Below are 17,361 nucleotides of genomic sequence, written 5' to 3'. Positions count from 1 at the left end.
CGTGTTCATTTCGAAAAAGCATGGGTTAAGGTAAGTCCCAGTTTCAATCACCCCTCATTCTGTAGCGAATTTACCGGATTGCTCCAGGCAGCCTTTAGCGTGTGGTAGCCGACCGAGACAAAAGTCAGTCCCAGCATTAGGGCCGCCGTAAGGAGGTAGAGCGTCCAAGGAATCTCTGCACGGAAAGTGTAGCCTGAGAGAAACTGCTCCACGAAGTACCAAGCCAGAGGAAAACCGACTAACAAACTTGTCACGATCAAGATGGCAAAATCCCCGCACAGAAGCAGTGAAAGGCTTCCTGCGGAAGCCCCCAGTACCTTTCGGATTCCCATCTCCTTGGTTCTCCGTTCTGCGGTAAATGAGGCCAAACCAAACAAACCGAGTGCTGAGATTAGGCTGGCGATGCAGGTGAAGGCGAGGGAAAGTTTACCGATTACCTGCTCGTTTTCGTATTCCCGGTCAAATACTTCATCCAGAAAACTGTATTCGAAGGGGTAATCAGGATTGTGTTTTTTGAAGACTGTGCCGATCTGCTTCACTACGGATGGAAGGGAAGCCTGCCCGGATACTTTGAGAAAGTAGTGGGAACCGACGTTTTCGGAATACATAAAAATCATCGGCTCAATGTTCAACTTCAGGTTGTCGTTGTGAAAGTCCACGGTGACCCCGACGATCTGTCCTTTGCCGTTCCACATTTCCAGCTCAGTTCCCACAGCCGTCTTAGGATCCAGCCCCATGGCTTCGGCAGCTTTTTTGTTAATAATGTAGTTGGAGGCATCCTGAATTCCGGAGAAGTTTCTGCCTTCCAGGATCGGGATATTCAGCGTTGGGATAAATCCCTCATCACAGCGGTAAATCTTGAAATTGATCGTCGATTGTTCCGGTTTTCCGGGCCAGACAGGATCAGAAGTAGTGATCGGCACTGTGAAAATACTGTTTCCCCCAAAGGCAATGGAACTAACGCCTGGAAGTTGGAGGAGGTCATTTTTGATGCCTGTGTAGTTTTTGACAATCCCCTCGTTTTGGTCAATCACCAGCACGTTTTCTCTGTCAAAGCCCAGATTTCGCTCGCTGATAAAGGTGATTTGCTGATGGACGGCAATGCTCCCAACCACCAGGATCGCTGAGGCGGCAAATTGGGCGACGACCAGCACCCGGCGCAGTCCGCTGCCGCTGAGTAGGGATCGGCTGTCGCCTTTGAGGACTTTGATGGGGTTAAATCCAGACAGAACCAGGGCAGGATAGCTTCCGGAAAGCAATCCCGTGAGCAGCGTAATCGCGACGAGCGAAAGGAGAAAAACCGGATTGCCCAGCTCAAGGCTAACAGCTTTGCCAGTCAATTCGTTGAAAAATGGCAGAAGCAACTGCACAAGCAATACGGCGAAGATCAAGGCAATCCAGGAAAGCAGGACCGATTCCAGGACAAATTGGAGGATCAGTTCGCCCCGGTTTGCACCGATGGACTTGCGGATACCGACTTCACGTCCTCGGGTTCCGGCTCGTGCTGTGGCCAGATTGATAAAATTGATGCAGGCCATCAGGAGGATCAGGAGTGCTACCGCACCAAAAAGATAGACCTGCTGGATTCTGCCTCCGACGCTGAGACCATTTTCAAATTCACCGTGAAGCCGGACTTTTTCATAAGGAAAAAGAAAGGGAATGCCCGTGCATTCTGCACAGTTGGACTTGATCAGGCCAGCGATCTTAGAGTCGGGGTTTGGGTTGTTTTCCCCGAGTAAAACCGCCGTCCGTGAACCTCCGGCTTGCCAGTTTTGCATCCAGGGGTTTTCCTTCAGGTACAATTCAAAAGGAACAACAAAATCAAACTGGAGCGAGGAATTTTCAGGGACGTTTTCGAAGACTCCACCAACAGTCAGTTCCAGATTTTGATTGAGGCTGAGGGTCTTTCCCATTGGGTTTTCACCGGGAAAAAGTTTCTCCGCCAATGCCTCCGAGATGACAATTGAATTCAGTTCTCTGGCGTGATTTTCTGATGAACCTATTGAAAACGGAAAGCTGAAAACCTCGAAAAACGCTGAATCGGCAAAGATGCCGGTTTCGTTGAATCCCTCGGTTTGGTTTTTAACCAGCATCGCCGTTTCAAAACTGTATCGGGTTGCGGTTTCGATTTCGGGAATTTCGTCCAACAGGACGTCCTTGAGCCGGGCTGGAGGAACAGGGTGAGTAGAAATACTTCTGTCGGGCAGGGTACTGTTGACCATAACGCTGTAAATGCGATCACTTTTGCTCAAAAACCGATCATAGGATACCTCATCCAAGATCCACAACAGGATAAAAATACTAACGGCAATTCCGGAAGTTAACCCGAGCACATTGATCAGTGTATAACCCCGCTGACGGAGGAGGTTTCTAAAAGATGTCTTCAGGTAATTTTTCCACATGGGATGATCGGGTTTGGATTGTAGTCCTGATTTGCGTCAGAGTTTTAGCCAAAGCCATGCCTGATCCAAAAGGCCAAAAAGCAGGAAACAGGCTGATTTGAAAACGTTGGCTTAATTTTCTACGGACAAAAATGTTCGATTTTGGGAAAATCAGAGAAAGTTTCATTTGACAAATTACGAGGGAGACTCTTTCAAAATAAACTATGCTTCGCGTTCCTTTTCAGGCTTTCTGTTTTTTTTCTCCACAGAGTTCGCAGAGATTTTAATAGAGGGCGCCAAGATTTTTTCTGATCGTACCGCAAAAGCTTTAGCTTTTTCTCTACGCTCTTGCAAAAGGTACGAGAGAAGAAGGAGGACTGAAGTTCGAGGGAGGCTCAAGTGCATAGGAAATTTTTCCTCTTGAATCTCTGTGGTGAAATTTTTTGCGGTTAAAAGCAGATTTTTCAAAGTGAGGGTGCAATCAGAGTTGAAATGGCGATCGGATCTGAAATCCAAAGAAAATCACAAATGCCAAAACCGGAAAGATCCAAGGCACTCCGAAGAGAAGCACCAAAAAGCAGCCGAAGAAAGACCCAAAGGCAACCCGATAAAAGTACCGATCCGGGTATCTGTAGATCAGTGCCAGCAAGGCTATCACCCCTGAAATCAGCAAAAGCGGCAGGGAAATCAGTCTGTCCGGGGCGAACAGCGGCAAGACTTTCCAAAAAAGGAAAAGCAGTTCGGGGAACAGGATCAAGACTAGAGTTCCCAAATGGGTCAACAGCTTTGGAAGGAAGGGTGAAGGCAGATTTCTAAACCAGGCCATTCGGCTGTTTTCGAACTCGTTTTTTTCCAACAGGATGGGGATATGAAAAAAAGACACGCACAGGATTCCGAATTCCAGCCAGCGATGATCGTAGTTTCCTGACCGGAAGGACAGGAAAAATCCGTTGAGCAATAGCAGACTCAGACCTTTGGTCAGAAGTAAGAGAATAGGGCGGTTTTGCCGGAGTTCCAGAGGAAACCAAGTGATCCTGGGAAGTTTGCCTTCCCACCTGGGCCGGATCAAAACAGCTTCCTTGAGCGGTTTGCCTAGGTATCTATAAATAAGGAGAATGGGCAAAGCCAATGAAAACCCTACCACTGCCCAAAGCAATAAGAGTGGAGTCCAGGCCTGTTTTTCGATTCCGAAATAGCTTAAAAAGACCAGATAGGCAATCAGAATAAAGTGATTGGCGAGAATGATGACCGCCCATTTTTTGGCAAAATCCCGGAAAGGAATCAGGGCGGTTTGATGAAAGACTTGGTATTCCTTTCTCCGAAGAATTGCCATCTGGAACCTCAAATGAAATCCCGAATACGCCAAAAATCCGAGAGGCAGAAGGGAAAAGGGTAGGGTGTGCTCAAACAGGAATTTGCCTAGGAGAATATGCTGTTTTAGCTCCATAAATACCCCTCCGAAGACCAAAACCAAGATCCAAAACCCGAGTAGGCTTCTGTAAAAAGGGATGACGAAGGCCTTGAAGTCAGCGTCATTCATGGCAAAGGAGCTTGCCCGTCTCAAACACGAGTTTGGAGGTAAAGAAGAGATGATCCAAGGGGTTTGACTGGTGGGAGGTGAGCAGGAAACTCACTCCAGCTTTGCTCTTCTCCAGGATCAAGTCCGTCAGAATCTCCTGACTCGCGACGTCAATGGTAGTGAATGGCTCATCGAGGATGATCAGGCTGGGACTTCCCAAGAATGCCAGAAGAAGAGCGGTCTTTTTGAGCATACCCGAAGAATAGGTTCCGACCGGATAGCTTGAGAAATTCCCAACCCCGAGTTTTTCCTTCAGGATCTCAATTTGCTGCTTTTTAGCATTCTTGGAGGCTGCGACCACCTGAATGATATCATCGGCATTGAGGAACTCGGGGAAAACGGGTTCGGCTTCAGCATATCCTATTTTCATCCGGTAGGCGAGGGGATCTTTGCGAAGGGAGATTCCGGCCATCGCGATTTCTCCCTCAGAATCATGGATGCCGGCCAAAGCCTTCAGGAATGTCGATTTCCCCGAGCCATTCTCTCCCTGAATCAGGTGTATTCCCTGTTGCAATTCCAACTGATCCAAGTTGAATTGAAAGCCAGAAGGATACTTTTTTCTAAATCCGGAAATTGACAAAAGTGGAGACATCTGCACAACTGATTTGCCAGAAAGATACTCCAATGTCTTGGAATTGAGGTTTGGATATTCTTGGGGAAAGGGTGATTAGTGAGAGATTTAAGAATTTTTAAAAGAGCGATGGTTTTTTTTATCGCAGAGGATACGAGTTCTTCGCGAAAGAAATTTATGGAATGGATAAGATTTGTGCTTGTCCAAAGTTCGAACTTTGGACAAGGTTTTCAGCTAGGGTTTCTTTTGGAGTCTGTGGAGGGTGGGCGTCGGAATTTGCCAGGTTGGGGCCTGTTTTTTTCCTTCCTTGACCATCCTGATAGCATCAAGGAGATCCCTGCCAGCACCGGACCGTATGCGATTAGAAAGGAGTTGCCCATTGGAATAAGTCCTAGAAAAGTGCCTATTGTAATCGCCAATCCAATCAGGGTAAGCACAGCTCCTATTTTTACTAAATCCATCGATTTTGAATAATTGGCAGATGCGAAAAGTTTCCTTTGAATTTCGTTGTCCACCAATTTCACAATGATTTTGATTTCGTTCTCGTCATAGTTTTCCTTTTCCAAGTCTCTTCTGACTTGAGAGATGTCGAAATTTTTCTCGTCCAGTTTTTTTAAGAAAAAGGCTATAACTCGATCTTTTTCATTCATTTAGCATGTGATTGCTTATCGTCAAATGGGTGATTTGAATTGACAGGGTCGAAAATCCAAAAAAATGCGATAGGAAAAAATACCCTTTATACGGTATTTTTTGACGGATTTGAGAGAAGGAGGGTTGGGGAATTGGGGTTACGTTCCATATTAAAAACCCAAAGAGAAATCTAAAAGAGGACCTTTTTGACTAAGAGAATATCATCCCAGAGCAAAAAAAATCCCGAATGACAAGAATGTCTGTGGTTTTTGTCAAATCTGCGTCTTTGCGTCACCTCATTTTTATTCCGCATGCAGCGTGTCCACTGGATTGGCCAAGGCCGCCTGGATTGATCGGTAGCTTACCGTAAGAAGCGCGATGCCCATACTTACGCCCAAAGCGGCGATAAACAGGGCTGGTCCCATAGAGATCCGATAGGCAAACTCCTTCAAGACTTCACCCATGACAAACCAGGCGATCGGCATCGAGAGGGCAAAGGCGACCAGGATCAGACGGATGAATTCCTTGGAAAACAGCCACACGATGGATGGCGCAGAGGCTCCCAGTACCTTTCTGACACCGACTTCTTTTTGGCGGTTGTTGGCCATGAAAGTCGCCAATCCGAACAAGCCCAAGCAACCGATGAAAATCGCAATACCGGCAAAAAAGGCCAATAAGCTGGTGGTCTTTCGCTCGCCTCGAAATAGATTGCTGACGTCGTCCCGGACGAAGCTGTATTCGAAGAGATGTTGCGGATAGGCTTTTCCCCAGATTTCCTCGATCTGGCCGAGTTGCTGCTGGACCTGAGCTCCGGTCAGTTTGAGAGAAATTGTCTGGTAGCTGTCCAAGCCGTTCATCAGTAAAAGGGGACTGACATTATCGCCCGGTGAGGTGGAATTGAAGTCCTTGACTACCCCGTTCACATGGAGAAGATTGCCCCAAAGGTTTATTTCCTGACCCACGAATTCGGAATAATCCTCGAATCCGGCTGATTTGGCAAGGCTTTCATTGACCACAACACCGGATACAGTATCAAGATCCGCCAATCCGGCGCCTGCCAGGATTTCCAATCCAAACAAGTCGATGTAGTCGCCATCTGCTTCTTTGATCTGAGTATTGATGAGTTCATCGGAGCCGGAGAGATTAATACTGGTACTGATGACACTGTTGGCGGCAGGAGCCGTTCGGCTCAGGCTGGCGGCCTCCACTCCGGGAATTCGCATCAGTTCAGCTTTGAGCGTTCGCTTGCTGGTCTGTCCCATCATGGAGTCGGACTCATCGATGGCGGGGATAGGAATGTTTACAATTGCCTCTTGCACAAAACCCAAATCGCGTTGCTGCATATGACGGAATTGCGCATAAATGACCAAGGTAGAAATGATAAAAAATTGAGAAATAAAGAACTGGGATACAATCAGCGTGCGACGAATAGTATAGCCGGAGCCTCGGGAAACTGAACTTCCGTGGATCACATGCCCGGGACGCAAACCCGAAATAACCCATGCCGGATAGAGCCCTGAGAGGAGTGTGACACCTCCCCAAATAACAGCAAAGTAGAGCCAAATACCCCAGTCCGAGGTCAGAGACAAACTGAGAGAAAGATCCATGTAGCTATTGACCACGGGTAGAAGCAATTGCGTAGCCAGCAAAGAAAGAAGGCATGCGCCGAGGGTCACCATCGACGACTCGGTCAGGATTTGAATAATGAGTTGTCCCCTTGTACTTCCCAGCACCTTTTTAATCCCAATCTCTTTGGTTCGGTTGACCGCTGAAGCAGTCGAAATATTGATGAAGTTGATGCAGCAGGTGAGCAACAGAAACAGGCCGATTGCTGTGAATGCAATCTTGGCGGCGGCTGGCATCTTCGAATTATAGTTCCCAACCCGCATGTCGGAATGAAGCTCATCAAGGGGCTGGATCAGAAAGTGCTTTCCCTGAGGGTTTTCCTTCCCCTTTCCATAGTGCTTCTCGACTAAGGCATTCAGTCCGGCTTCCACAGAGCCCAGACCGGCATCTTGGCTCAGCAAAAAATAGCAGTTATCCTCATCCGAAAGCCCATCCCACGCCGTGGGTTCCTTTTGTGCCCGGATGGACTCAAATGAAAGCATTAATTCAAACGGAAGGTCTGTCGTAGTGGGGAAATCGGCCAACAATCCTTCGATTTGGTAGGGTTGATTGTTGTACAGGATCTCTTTGCCAATGACTTCCCGGCCGCCAAAATATTTCTCGGCCCATCGCAGAGAGATCAGCGCTTTGTAGGGCTCGGTGAGGATTTTTGAAGGATCTCCAACAAGGATTTCCCGGTCGAAAATCCGGAAGAATGCATTTTCGGTAAAAACGACCCCATTTTTTTCTTTGAAGCGGTCGACCGTACCGTCAGACTTCACCACCCCCAGCAGACTGTTTTGCTTGTATACTGTAGTGACCGCCTCCTGTATCTCCGGCACTTCGGTCTTCAACTCCACAGCCAGACTTGCCGGAACAGATTGGACAAAGGAGAGCCCGTTGGAGCCGCTTTCGCTGAATATCACCCGATAAATCCTGTCCTTTTGCGCATGGTGCTGGTCGAATTGCAAACCTTGCCTGACGATCAGAAAAAGCAGCAGACTTCCCGTAATCCCCAAAGTCAGCCCTGCGATATTGGTTATGGAATTTCCGCGTTCGCGAAAAAGTGTTCTCAGGGCAGTGATAAGATGATTTCTGAACATGGCAGGTGCAACTTTATTTTAAGATTGACTTGCCAAGCAAAGGCCAGAAAAAATGGCCTTTCAAACCGAACAGGCCAAGGTTGAAAAAGAAAGGACTGTTCGGCAATGATTTATTTTGTTCCTCAGCGGACAAAGTGGAGTCCGGAGAGATCTATTGGGAAAACTGGACAAAAATCAAAAAAGAAAAGGCCCTGCACGAGCAGGACCTTTTCAAACCAAACGGTTTTATAATTCAGGTTATTTATTAGCCGGAAGAGTTTCGATTGTCACACTTTTGATTTTTCCGGTAAACTTCTCCTTGTTCGAATAGGCCAGATTTACCGGTGTATTTTCATCTGTACCTACATCTGCGGATTCATCAATGCCAAAGGTATTGCTATTGGTTTTGGCAATCTTGCCTTCTGCCACCTTTGCGCCGTCTACATTGATGGTGGCAATGCCTCCAGCGCCACGCCCACCTTCGTAGTCAAAATCTAGCGTAATGGTATGTTTCCCCGGAGTGACTTTTTGAGTAGAAGTGACCGTATAGATTTCCAGACCTACCCAATTATAGGTGTAGGAGGGCTTTCCGTCTTGCATGTAAAATGTCCAGCCCCCAAAATCACCCCCTTGGCATACCAAGACTCCATTGGCATTGGCAGCCACTTCGACTTCTGCTGTGATGGTCAGAGAGGTGTTTTTGACATTGATGAATGCATTTTCAGGAATTCCCTTTGCCCCTTCGTAGAGTACGAGTTTGGTTTTTCCATTCATGAGGTCAGGACGACCTGCAATGGTTGGGTCCAGTCTTTCAATGGACCGATCATCAATCGGCAATACATTGAACTTTGCCGCTTCTTCCATGAATTTCTTTTTCAACTCCTCCAACTTCTCCGGATTTTGCTCCGCCAAGTTGTTAGACTGACTGAAATCCTCATTGATGTTATAGAGTTCCCAAACATCTTCGGTCAGCGGTCGTCTCGGCTGGCCTTCCCAAGGGGCTTTATGAATCGTTCCTGCAAACCAGCCCTCGTGATAGATAGCCCTGTTTCCGATCATCTCGAAATATTGCGTTTTTCTAGTGTCTGCAGCAGTTGCATCGTTAAAAGAATAGTTCATACTCACACCTTCCATCGGTCGTTGTTCAATGCCGTTTACGGTTTTTGGTGCGGGTAATCCAGCCGCCTCATAGATCGTTGGCGCAATGTCGATTACGTGGTGAAACTGTGAGCGAACTTCATTTTTGGATTGGATTCCTGCCGGCCAGTGCATCACCATGCCATTGCGGGTGCCACCAAAATTAGAGGCGACCTGCTTGGCCCAGGTAAATGGCGTATTACCAGCTATCGCCCATCCGGCAGCAAAGTGGTTGTAGGTATGTTCGGTGCCAAGTTTGTCGATCCGTTCCAATTGCATGTCGAGGGTTTCCTGCACTCCGTTGAAATAAGTGTTTTCATTATACATTCCGATCATGCCGCCTTCTGCACTTGATCCGTTGTCGCCCACTAGGTAGAGGAAAACCGTATTTTCCAATTCACCTCTTTCTTCGAGCGCAGCAACTAGCCTACCTACTTCCGCATCTGTGTGCTCTGCAAAACCCGCAAAAACCTCCATTTGACGCTCAAAAAGACGTTTTTCGTCAGCAGTTAGCGCGTCCCAATCTTTGATGTCTGCAGGCTTCGGAGCGAGCACTGTGTTTTCCGGCACAATCTTCAGTGCTTTTTGCCTGGCCAGTGTTTCTTCCCGGATTTTGTCCCAGCCCTGAGCAAATTTCCCTTTGTATTTATCAGAATACGCTTCAGGGGCATGGTGTGGGGCATGTGTTGCTCCCGTTGCAAAGTAGATGTAAAAAGGCTTCTCAGGTGTTAGCGATTGTTGCGTGTTCTTCCAGCCGATAGCCTGATCGGTCATGTCAGAGGTGAAATGGTAGTTTGGATCCTCCACATTTGGATAGACTCGGGTTGTTCCATCGTACACCATCGGGTGCCACTGGTTGGTTTCACCACCGATGAAACCGTAAAACTTATCAAAACCTGAACCCGTCGGCCAGCGATCATACGGACCGGAAACCGAACCCTCCCAGGGTGGAGTTTCGTGGTACTTTCCAAAAGCTGCGGTACTGTAGCCATTCATCCGGAGTACATCCGCAATCGGAGTAATACTTTGCGGGCGGATACCGGTGTTTCCCGGAAAAGCAGTCGCTACTTCCATAATGGCGCCGGCGTTGTTGGAGTGGTGGTTGTAGCCGGTGAGGATGGCTGTCCGGGTAGGGGAGCAAAGTGCGGTGGTGTGGAAGCGGTTATACTTCAGGCCATTTGCAGCAAGCTTTTCCAGGGTAGGCATATGGATTGGACCGCCAAAGGCACTGGAGTGACCAAAACCTATATCATCAATCAACACAATGACCACATTTGGCGCATTATCCGGAGCAGTAACCTGAAAACGCTTCGGCGCAGTTGCGTTTCGTGCGTCCAATTCAGTGATGGCCGGATACGTTGGTTCCTTGATCGGGAGAACGGAGCGATCCAAAGTGCCGTCCGCAGTGGGCACATCGGGTTGGTTCGCTGGCTGGGGGGAGCATGCAAAGAGCAAGCCCGCCAGTACCAGACCTGAGAGGAGTTTTGATTTCATTTTTTGTGGGCTGAGGTATTGAAAGTATAAATGATAAAAGTTGGAATATAATTATTTTATCATTGAAGTCCATCGCAAAATAATATATAGTAAAAAGTGCCTAATCCCCTTTTAATCCCATTGGATTTGCTTTTCTGATGAATTATTACTTGTCTCCCCAACCATCATGAAAATCCCTTTCGTGTGGCTTGTTCGATGTCAGCTGAACAGTTTCGCCGTGGCCGATAAAAGCCCGAGATTTTCAAATGCTGGGCAAATGCCGGACGAAATACGAACCAAGCCTGAACAGCTTTGGACCATAAGTTCTATTATCTGGAATTAATCCAAGGTCCTCAGTCCAAATTTTTCTTTTCTATCACCCACCCCGGAGACTGCGCTAATCCCGGTGTTGTACCGGTAAAGAGCTTTCCAGCTTCCTGATCTCCCTTCAATTGCCATTTGTACCAAGCTGTAGCTACTCTGGCAAATTCACCGCCGTAAGGCTTGCCATAGGTGCCGCCATGTCCCACATCCAGGTTGCCAACGAATACCGGAACATGGTTGATCTTTTCAAAATCATCCATTCCATTTCCATAAGCGATGTCCGATTCCCCGCCCAACAGATAGAGTGTGGGAGTATGGATTTTTTGAAGCTGATCCTTGGTGACTTGGGGCATGCCTGGCATTCCTCCGCCATTTCCCAATACTCCGCTGTTGAATACGCCTATCGTTTTGATCCTTGGGTCACCTGCAACTTCCAGTGTTTGCAAACCACCACAGGACATGCCGCTCACTGCGATGTTTTCGATGTCGATCTTTTGGTAATAAGGACTTTTTGGATCAGCATTTTGAGCGATAGCCCAGTCGATCGCATCTACTAATTTGTGTGATTTAGAGCGCACATCGGTTTGCTTTGGCATGGTGCCAATTGCAATGACCAGGAAGCCGTGAGAAGCCACTTCATTGAGGAAGTTGACATGCTCCCAAGGGGAATCAAAACAGGCCCCGTTGCCCCAGACGATAATGGGAAGCATTTGGGCACTTCCAAATTTTGTCAAATCCTGAGGCTGGAATAGGGTATGGGTAGGCAAAGAAGCCGCACTAGTCATGACAGCCGGATAGCTTCCTGTACCGCCATTTTCAATGATTTGGGATTGGAAAACGAGGTTTTCGGAGAAAAACGGAAGTGCTTTGGTTTGAATTCGCTCAGCGATGCGGTTAAGGTGGTCGCCTTCATAACTTTCATACTGATGGGGGATTTGGTAGGCATCGAATAATTCATGCAGCTTTTTGGTGGATTCGCTAATGCCCCGATCCTGCAAACCGGCGTCCATGCCGATTGCCTTCAGTTTTTTCAGGTTGGGAATGTATTGATCGACGATCGATAGGGTCCGGTTGGCGATGATCTTATTGGCAACTTCCTGACGAGGCTCTCCATTTTTTGCCGGAAGATCGAGGTAAAAAGGAGGGTTTTTTGGATTCGGAGCAAAAGCTGCCGAAGTCGCCAGCGTCGCTATTTCAAAAAAGGAAGCACCCTGCAATTGATCAACTGTGAAGCCTTCCAGTTTGGTAATCAATTCGGCATTGGTAGTCGCACCACCGTCCATGCAGCAGGGACTTAGCGCATAGATGGAAGAAAAAACATCAGGGTATTTCATTCCCAGGCGCATTGTCCCGTATCCTCCCATGGAGTGTCCGGCCAGGCCTCGACTTTCTTGTTTCGCTAAAGTCCGGTAATTGGTATCGATGTAGCCGACAAGCTCTTTGGTCACAAACGTTTCCCAGTCGCCAATCGTGGCCGAACTCGCATACATACTTCCCTTGAATCGGTTATAGGCATTGGGCATGACGACGATCATCTCTTTGGACAACTTCTCAGCGAGGGATTGCTCAATCACAGTTTGCAGATTGATCCAGTGATCTTCCCAGCCAAACCACTGGGAATCCGTGTCAGTGAATCCGTGAAGCATGTAGAGCACCGGATAGCGGCTTTCGGGATTGGAAGCGTAGGAGGGAGGCAGATAAACCGTCACATCCCGATCAACCGGATCCCCGATCAGATTGCCTTCGAGGGCATTGCTGTGGATTTTGATGCGTTCTTTGGTTCCCTTTTGAGCGAAAGAAAAAGTGAAGCTCAAAAGTGTAAGTACGGTAAACAGAAAAAGCTTTTTCATTGGTTAATGGGTTTAGGTCAGGACTAAAAATAGGTTTTATCCTGAGATTGGCCAACTGGGGGTTGGGTAATTCTAATTGGTAACATAAGTGGATTTTGGTGAATCAGGTCCACGTTTCGGACTACCGTAGATTTTTGGAAAAGCAGGGGGAACTTAGCTCGGAAAAAGCATTGGAACTAAGGGGAAAACTTGGGGCGGTAATGGATTTTTAATTTTTCATTCTTCCTTAAAACAAAGAAAACTTCAACTTATTCGTCAACAGTTCTAAGGCCATAATCGATTTCACTGAATTTCCTTTTTCATTGAGTTCTGGACTCCAGACTGCAATGCTGAACTTGTGGGGCATCACTGAAGCCACCCCACCTCCAACTCCACTTTTCCCGGGAAGGCCAACCCGGAACGCGAATTCTCCGGCCTCATCATAAAATCCGCAAGTCAGCATTAGTGAGTTGATTCGCCTGGCAAAGCTTTCCGAAACTATTTCCCGCTTGCCGTAGATGGAATAGCCATCATTTGCCAAAAAAGAAAAGGACCTTGCCAAGTCCACACAGCTCATTTCTATGGAACAATGGGCGACATAGGTTTTTATCACGTCCTCTACCTTGTTTTCGAAATTATCATAAGCCTTTAAAAAATATCCAAGCGCAGTATTCCGTTCCGAATGCTTGAGTTCAGAGTCCATTACTTCCTGATTGATTTTAATGCATGCTTCTCCGTTTAATTCATCGATAAATTTGCTGATTTCTGCGATAGGATCGTCGAACTTGGATGTCAGTGCGTCAGTGATCACCAAAGCGCCCGCATTGATAAAGGGATTTCTTGGAATGCCTTTTTCAAACTCCAATTGGGCAATTGAATTGAACGGGTCTCCACTCGGCTCCACATTCACCCGTGACCAGAGTTTGTCTTTAAAAATGCTCGCCACCATGGTGAGCGTAAATACTTTGGAAATACTCTGGATGGAAAATGGCACTTCAAAGTCTCCCGCTCCAAAGGTGTTTCCCTCCAAATCAACCAATGCGATTCCAAATTTATCCGGATCGACCCGAGCCAGCTCCGGAATATAATCAGCCACCTTTCCCCGGGGATTGGCAGATTTCACTTCATTGTAAACTTCTTCGATTAACTGCTGATAGTCCATTTGGTCAAAGTCATGAATTTGGGTTCTATTGTCAAATTTTAAGTTGAATAAGTTTTACTGAAAAATTATTCGATGAGCTATTCTGTTTTAAAGGCTTAGGGACAGATTTGGATCGAGATACCGAAATTCCAAATTATGAACAATAATGTAATTCGTTACTAGAAAACCTTTCTCTTGAAATCGATTCGTTATTGGTGCATATTTACATCAAATACTAATAATGATGGGGAGACAAAGTATTTCTCTGACCGAGCCAAATGATCGATGGCTTCAGGAACAAGTAGCCAGTCAAGAGTATGCCAGCAAAAGTGAGTTGGTTAATGAACTGATCCGCCAAGAGCGAAAACGTCAGGAAGAAATCGATTGGCTCCGATCAGAATTGATCAAAGGTGAAAAAAGTGGGTTTTCCACGAAATCCAAGCAGGACATTTTAGCTTTGGCTAAAGAAGGACTTAGATGAATTATCGACTATCCGGATCTATTGATTTGGATTTTATCGTTTTGGAGAGGCTCAGGCAGATCGGTATTTCGAGGCTCTTTATTTGTGTTTTGACCAAATTGCAAAAAATCCAGCGCAATTTCCAACCGCGGATCGAATTCGTCGCGACTATCGATTTTGCGTTCTAGGTCCAAACACCATTTACTTCAAAGTTGAAAACCAGGGAAATGTTAAGATTATTCGAATTATCGGTAAACAGAATTTTTGAATCCGTTTTGTGAGGAATGTGGGGATAGGAGAGACAAATTTCTCCTTTAAGCATTTTCATATTCAATCTAACGTCCATTCAGGCCGACGGCTTGTTCGAAGTGTTTTTACTTTGGGATTGTCTGATAGAGAGCCGTCGGAGAACCAAAATTTCTTTTCTCAAAGTTTTAGTAGCCTTTATTTTTGCCTTGGAGAGGTTTAATTCTATAGTCAATGTGCTATTAATCAAGTCGTTTTTTTGAATTGGGGGTGGCGGAGGGGAGCTACTTCCTGAACTCATAGTGAAAGGATCGTCAAAGCTCCTTGATAGGCCACATTGGGAAATGTATAACAAATCTTGATCCTCTTGATTGCTATAAATAAGCCAGATATCTCCAACCTGTTTGGGGAAAATGGAGCATGAGCTTAGTTGGCTTTTGAAATTTTGATTCATGACTGTTCCTTTGAAAACCTCCAAAGGCTCAATTTCAAACTCCCACTTGAGAGTGTCTATCGAGGCTATTTTGCCAATAAAAACAATGTTGCTTTCCTCGAAATTGTCTTTTTGGGCTTTTTTAAGATTTTCTCGAAAAATACAAGTGCATGCTAAAGCCAGGTTAGTTAAGAAGACAAAGGATAGTGTACAAAGGATTTTGGACATTAACAGTCGTTTTATTTTAATGTGATTTCTGTAAAAAACCAAATTAGAAATAAGCTCCAATCTTTTCAAGTTATCGTAAGGATAAATTACTAATTTTTTAATCGTCAAATCTTTCAATCTCCCAAACTTCATTTGCCATTCCCCCCCACCCAAAGTATCTTTGCCTTAGAATCAAAAATTCAAAATCGTGGCAAACAAAACCGTTAAAGTAGGTCTGGTCCAGCTCAGTTGCTCTGGGAATGTGGCCGAAAACATGGAGAAAACCATCGCAGGTGTCCGAGCTGCCGCTCGAAAAGGCGCACAGGTAGTGGTCCTGCAGGAGCTTTTTAGATCGCTTTACTTCTGCGATGTGGAGGATTACGATAACTTTCTACTCGCCGAAGCCATCCCCGGTCCATCCACCGAAACCCTCGGTGCCCTGGCCAAAGAACTCGGTGTGGTCATCGTTGCCTCTCTTTTTGAAAAGCGAGCCGAAGGGCTTTACCATAACACCACGGCTGTGTTGGATGCAGACGGGACCTACCTCGGAAAATACCGAAAGATGCATATTCCCGATGATCCGGGCTATTTTGAAAAATTTTACTTCACTCCCGGCGACTTGGGTTACAAGGTGTTTCCGACCAAATTCGGCAAGATCGGCGTCTTGATCTGCTGGGATCAATGGTATCCGGAAGCGGCCAGAATCACGGCTTTGAAAGGTGCGGACTTCTTGGTGTATCCGACGGCTATCGGCTGGGCGCTACATCAGGATGAGCAGACCAATGACGACCAATACAGCGCCTGGCAGACTATCCAGCGCTCGCATTCAGTGGCTAATGGAATTCCCGTCGTATCGGTTAACCGAACTGGCATCGAAGGTCCGATGCAGTTTTGGGGAGGATCTTTTGTGTCCAATGCTTTCGGCCGGGTGACCTATAAGGCTCCTCATTTGGAAGAAGAAATCCATGTGGAGGACCTGGACCTGACAGGTTCGGATCGGTACCGGACGCACTGGCCTTTCCTGAGAGACCGCCGAATTGATTCCTACGAACCGATCACGAAACGCTACCTCGACGAAGAATAGTCCCATGAGAGATATTTTTGAACTAGCCAGAACCGGTGCTGCGACTCCGGCGGAATTGAGGTATTATTTCCCTGCCGAATTTGCTCCGCAAGAGTCGATGTGGCTGAGTTGGCCTCACAAGGAAGAATCTTGGCCGGGAAAAATCGCGACGATTTATGCGCCATATTCCCAGTTTATTAAAGAGGTAGCCAAAGGTCAAAAGGTCAATATCAACGTGGCAGATGAAGCCATGAAGACCTTTGCTTTGGCACATCTGGAAACAGCCGGAGTAGATATGAGCAAGGTCGCTTTCCACTTTTTCCCCACCAATGACGCTTGGTGCCGAGATCATGGTCCGGCTTTCTTGATCAATCCTGAGGCAGAATACAAGAAGGCCTTGGTCAAGTGGGAGTATAACGCTTGGGGTGAGAAATACCCTCCCCACGACTTGGATAACCTTATTCCGCTTCATATCGCCGCCGAGTTGGCGATTCCCTGCTTCAGACCTGGAATCGTCATGGAAGGCGGTTCGGTGGAGTTTAACGGAAAGGGAACCTTGCTAACATCGACCGCCTGCCTCCTGAATAAAAACCGCAATCCGAGTCTGAATCAAACCCAGATCGAGAAATACCTCTCAGACTATTATGGAGCAAAGCATATCCTTTGGGTAGGCGACGGCATTATCGGTGACGACACGGATGGCCATATCGATGACATCACCCGATTTGTCAATGAGGACACGGTGGTGACGGTGGTGGAGGAAAACAAAGCCGACGAAAACCATGAGATCCTGGACGAAAACCTGAAGTTGCTGAAGCGGATGAGATTGGAAGACGGCAAGCAATTGAACATCGTGGAGCTACCGATGCCAAGCCCTGTGATTTGGGAAGAGCAGCGGCTTCCGGCTTCTTACGCCAATTTTTACATTGCGAATGAAGTGGTGGTTGTACCAACTTTCCGCGATAAAAACGACCAGAAAGCCTTGGACATTCTTACGGGATGTTTTCCGGAAAGAAGAGTCGTAGGAATAGATTCTACGGATCTCATCTGGGGCCTGGGTTCTTTCCATTGTCTGAGTCAGCAGGAACCATTTGTTCAGTAGGCAGTCTCAGTTTTCAGTTAGCAGAAAATCTGTGTCAGCCTGAGCACCTGACCAACGAGAGTTGGGAAGTCGAAGGCAGTGATCAGTCGCAGTTTCCA

The 17,361-nt window shown here is 46.9% G+C and carries 12 protein-coding genes and 1 pseudogene; 5 read left to right on the top strand and 8 right to left on the bottom strand.

Annotated features, from left to right (window positions below; all coding sequences use genetic code 11):
* Positions 1–47: 47 nt before the first annotated feature.
* The 5 genes from B0E43_RS25290 to B0E43_RS25270 all read right to left on the bottom strand — a co-directional run bounded on the left by B0E43_RS25290 (position 48) and on the right by B0E43_RS25270 (position 7,869).
* The gene (locus B0E43_RS25290; protein WP_077346768.1) at positions 48–2,402 is read right to left on the bottom strand and encodes an ABC transporter permease; all 2,355 of its coding nucleotides are present in this window, start codon (positions 2,400–2,402) and stop codon (positions 48–50) included.
* A gap of 460 nt (positions 2,403–2,862) precedes the next feature.
* Positions 2,863–3,921, bottom strand: a complete 1,059-nt coding sequence (locus tag B0E43_RS25285; RefSeq protein WP_077346765.1) for a hypothetical protein — start codon at positions 3,919–3,921, stop codon at positions 2,863–2,865.
* Positions 3,914–4,552, bottom strand: a complete 639-nt coding sequence (locus tag B0E43_RS25280) for an ABC transporter ATP-binding protein (RefSeq protein ID WP_077346764.1) — start codon at positions 4,550–4,552, stop codon at positions 3,914–3,916. The genes B0E43_RS25285 and B0E43_RS25280 overlap by 8 nt, the downstream gene beginning before the upstream one ends.
* Before the next feature lie 209 nt (positions 4,553–4,761).
* A complete protein-coding gene (locus tag B0E43_RS25275; RefSeq protein WP_077346763.1) occupies positions 4,762–5,181 on the bottom strand; it encodes a hypothetical protein in 420 nt (139 codons plus the stop codon).
* 282 nt (positions 5,182–5,463) lie between these two features.
* The gene (locus B0E43_RS25270) at positions 5,464–7,869 is read right to left on the bottom strand and encodes an ABC transporter permease (protein WP_077346762.1); all 2,406 of its coding nucleotides are present in this window, start codon (positions 7,867–7,869) and stop codon (positions 5,464–5,466) included.
* An 80-nt stretch (positions 7,870–7,949) separates the two neighbouring features.
* On the opposite strand from B0E43_RS25270, the gene B0E43_RS25265 reads away from it, so the two are divergent.
* Positions 7,950–8,117, top strand: coding sequence for a hypothetical protein (locus tag B0E43_RS25265; protein WP_168171883.1), 168 nt, complete (start codon positions 7,950–7,952; stop codon positions 8,115–8,117).
* Here the strand turns inward: B0E43_RS25265 and B0E43_RS25260 are convergent.
* The 3 genes from B0E43_RS25260 to B0E43_RS25250 all read right to left on the bottom strand — a co-directional run bounded on the left by B0E43_RS25260 (position 8,107) and on the right by B0E43_RS25250 (position 13,773).
* Positions 8,107–10,479, bottom strand: a complete 2,373-nt coding sequence (locus tag B0E43_RS25260; protein ID WP_077346760.1) for an arylsulfatase — start codon at positions 10,477–10,479, stop codon at positions 8,107–8,109. The genes B0E43_RS25265 and B0E43_RS25260 overlap by 11 nt on opposite strands.
* Before the next feature lie 332 nt (positions 10,480–10,811).
* Positions 10,812–12,632, bottom strand: coding sequence for an alpha/beta hydrolase-fold protein (locus B0E43_RS25255; RefSeq protein ID WP_077346759.1), 1,821 nt, complete (start codon positions 12,630–12,632; stop codon positions 10,812–10,814).
* Between the two features lie 226 nt (positions 12,633–12,858).
* Positions 12,859–13,773 (bottom strand): glutaminase, encoded by a 915-nt coding sequence (locus tag B0E43_RS25250; protein WP_077346758.1) that lies wholly within the window; start codon positions 13,771–13,773, stop codon positions 12,859–12,861.
* A gap of 220 nt (positions 13,774–13,993) precedes the next feature.
* Here B0E43_RS25250 and B0E43_RS25245 point away from each other — a divergent pair, with 220 nt between their 5' ends.
* From B0E43_RS25245 to B0E43_RS25235, 4 genes and pseudogenes are all read left to right on the top strand, one after another.
* The gene (locus tag B0E43_RS25245) at positions 13,994–14,233 is read left to right on the top strand and encodes a type II toxin-antitoxin system ParD family antitoxin (protein WP_254423351.1); all 240 of its coding nucleotides are present in this window, start codon (positions 13,994–13,996) and stop codon (positions 14,231–14,233) included.
* A gap of 49 nt (positions 14,234–14,282) precedes the next feature.
* A pseudogene (locus B0E43_RS31365) lies at positions 14,283–14,480 on the top strand (type II toxin-antitoxin system RelE/ParE family toxin); the annotation flags it as partial.
* Positions 14,481–15,306: 826 nt separating this feature from the next.
* Positions 15,307–16,182, top strand: a complete 876-nt coding sequence (locus B0E43_RS25240) for a carbon-nitrogen hydrolase (RefSeq protein ID WP_077346754.1) — start codon at positions 15,307–15,309, stop codon at positions 16,180–16,182.
* Positions 16,183–16,186: 4 nt separating this feature from the next.
* Positions 16,187–17,263: an agmatine/peptidylarginine deiminase gene (locus B0E43_RS25235; protein ID WP_077346753.1), complete on the top strand. Its 1,077-nt coding sequence runs from the start codon at positions 16,187–16,189 to the stop codon at positions 17,261–17,263.
* The last annotated feature ends 98 nt before the right edge of the window (positions 17,264–17,361 follow it).

The organism is Algoriphagus sp. A40 (assembly GCF_002002735.1).
Lineage (GTDB): Bacteria > Bacteroidota > Bacteroidia > Cytophagales > Cyclobacteriaceae > Algoriphagus.
Note: the sequence above shows the minus strand (reverse complement) of the source record. Positions and strands in the feature narration are given on the sequence as shown.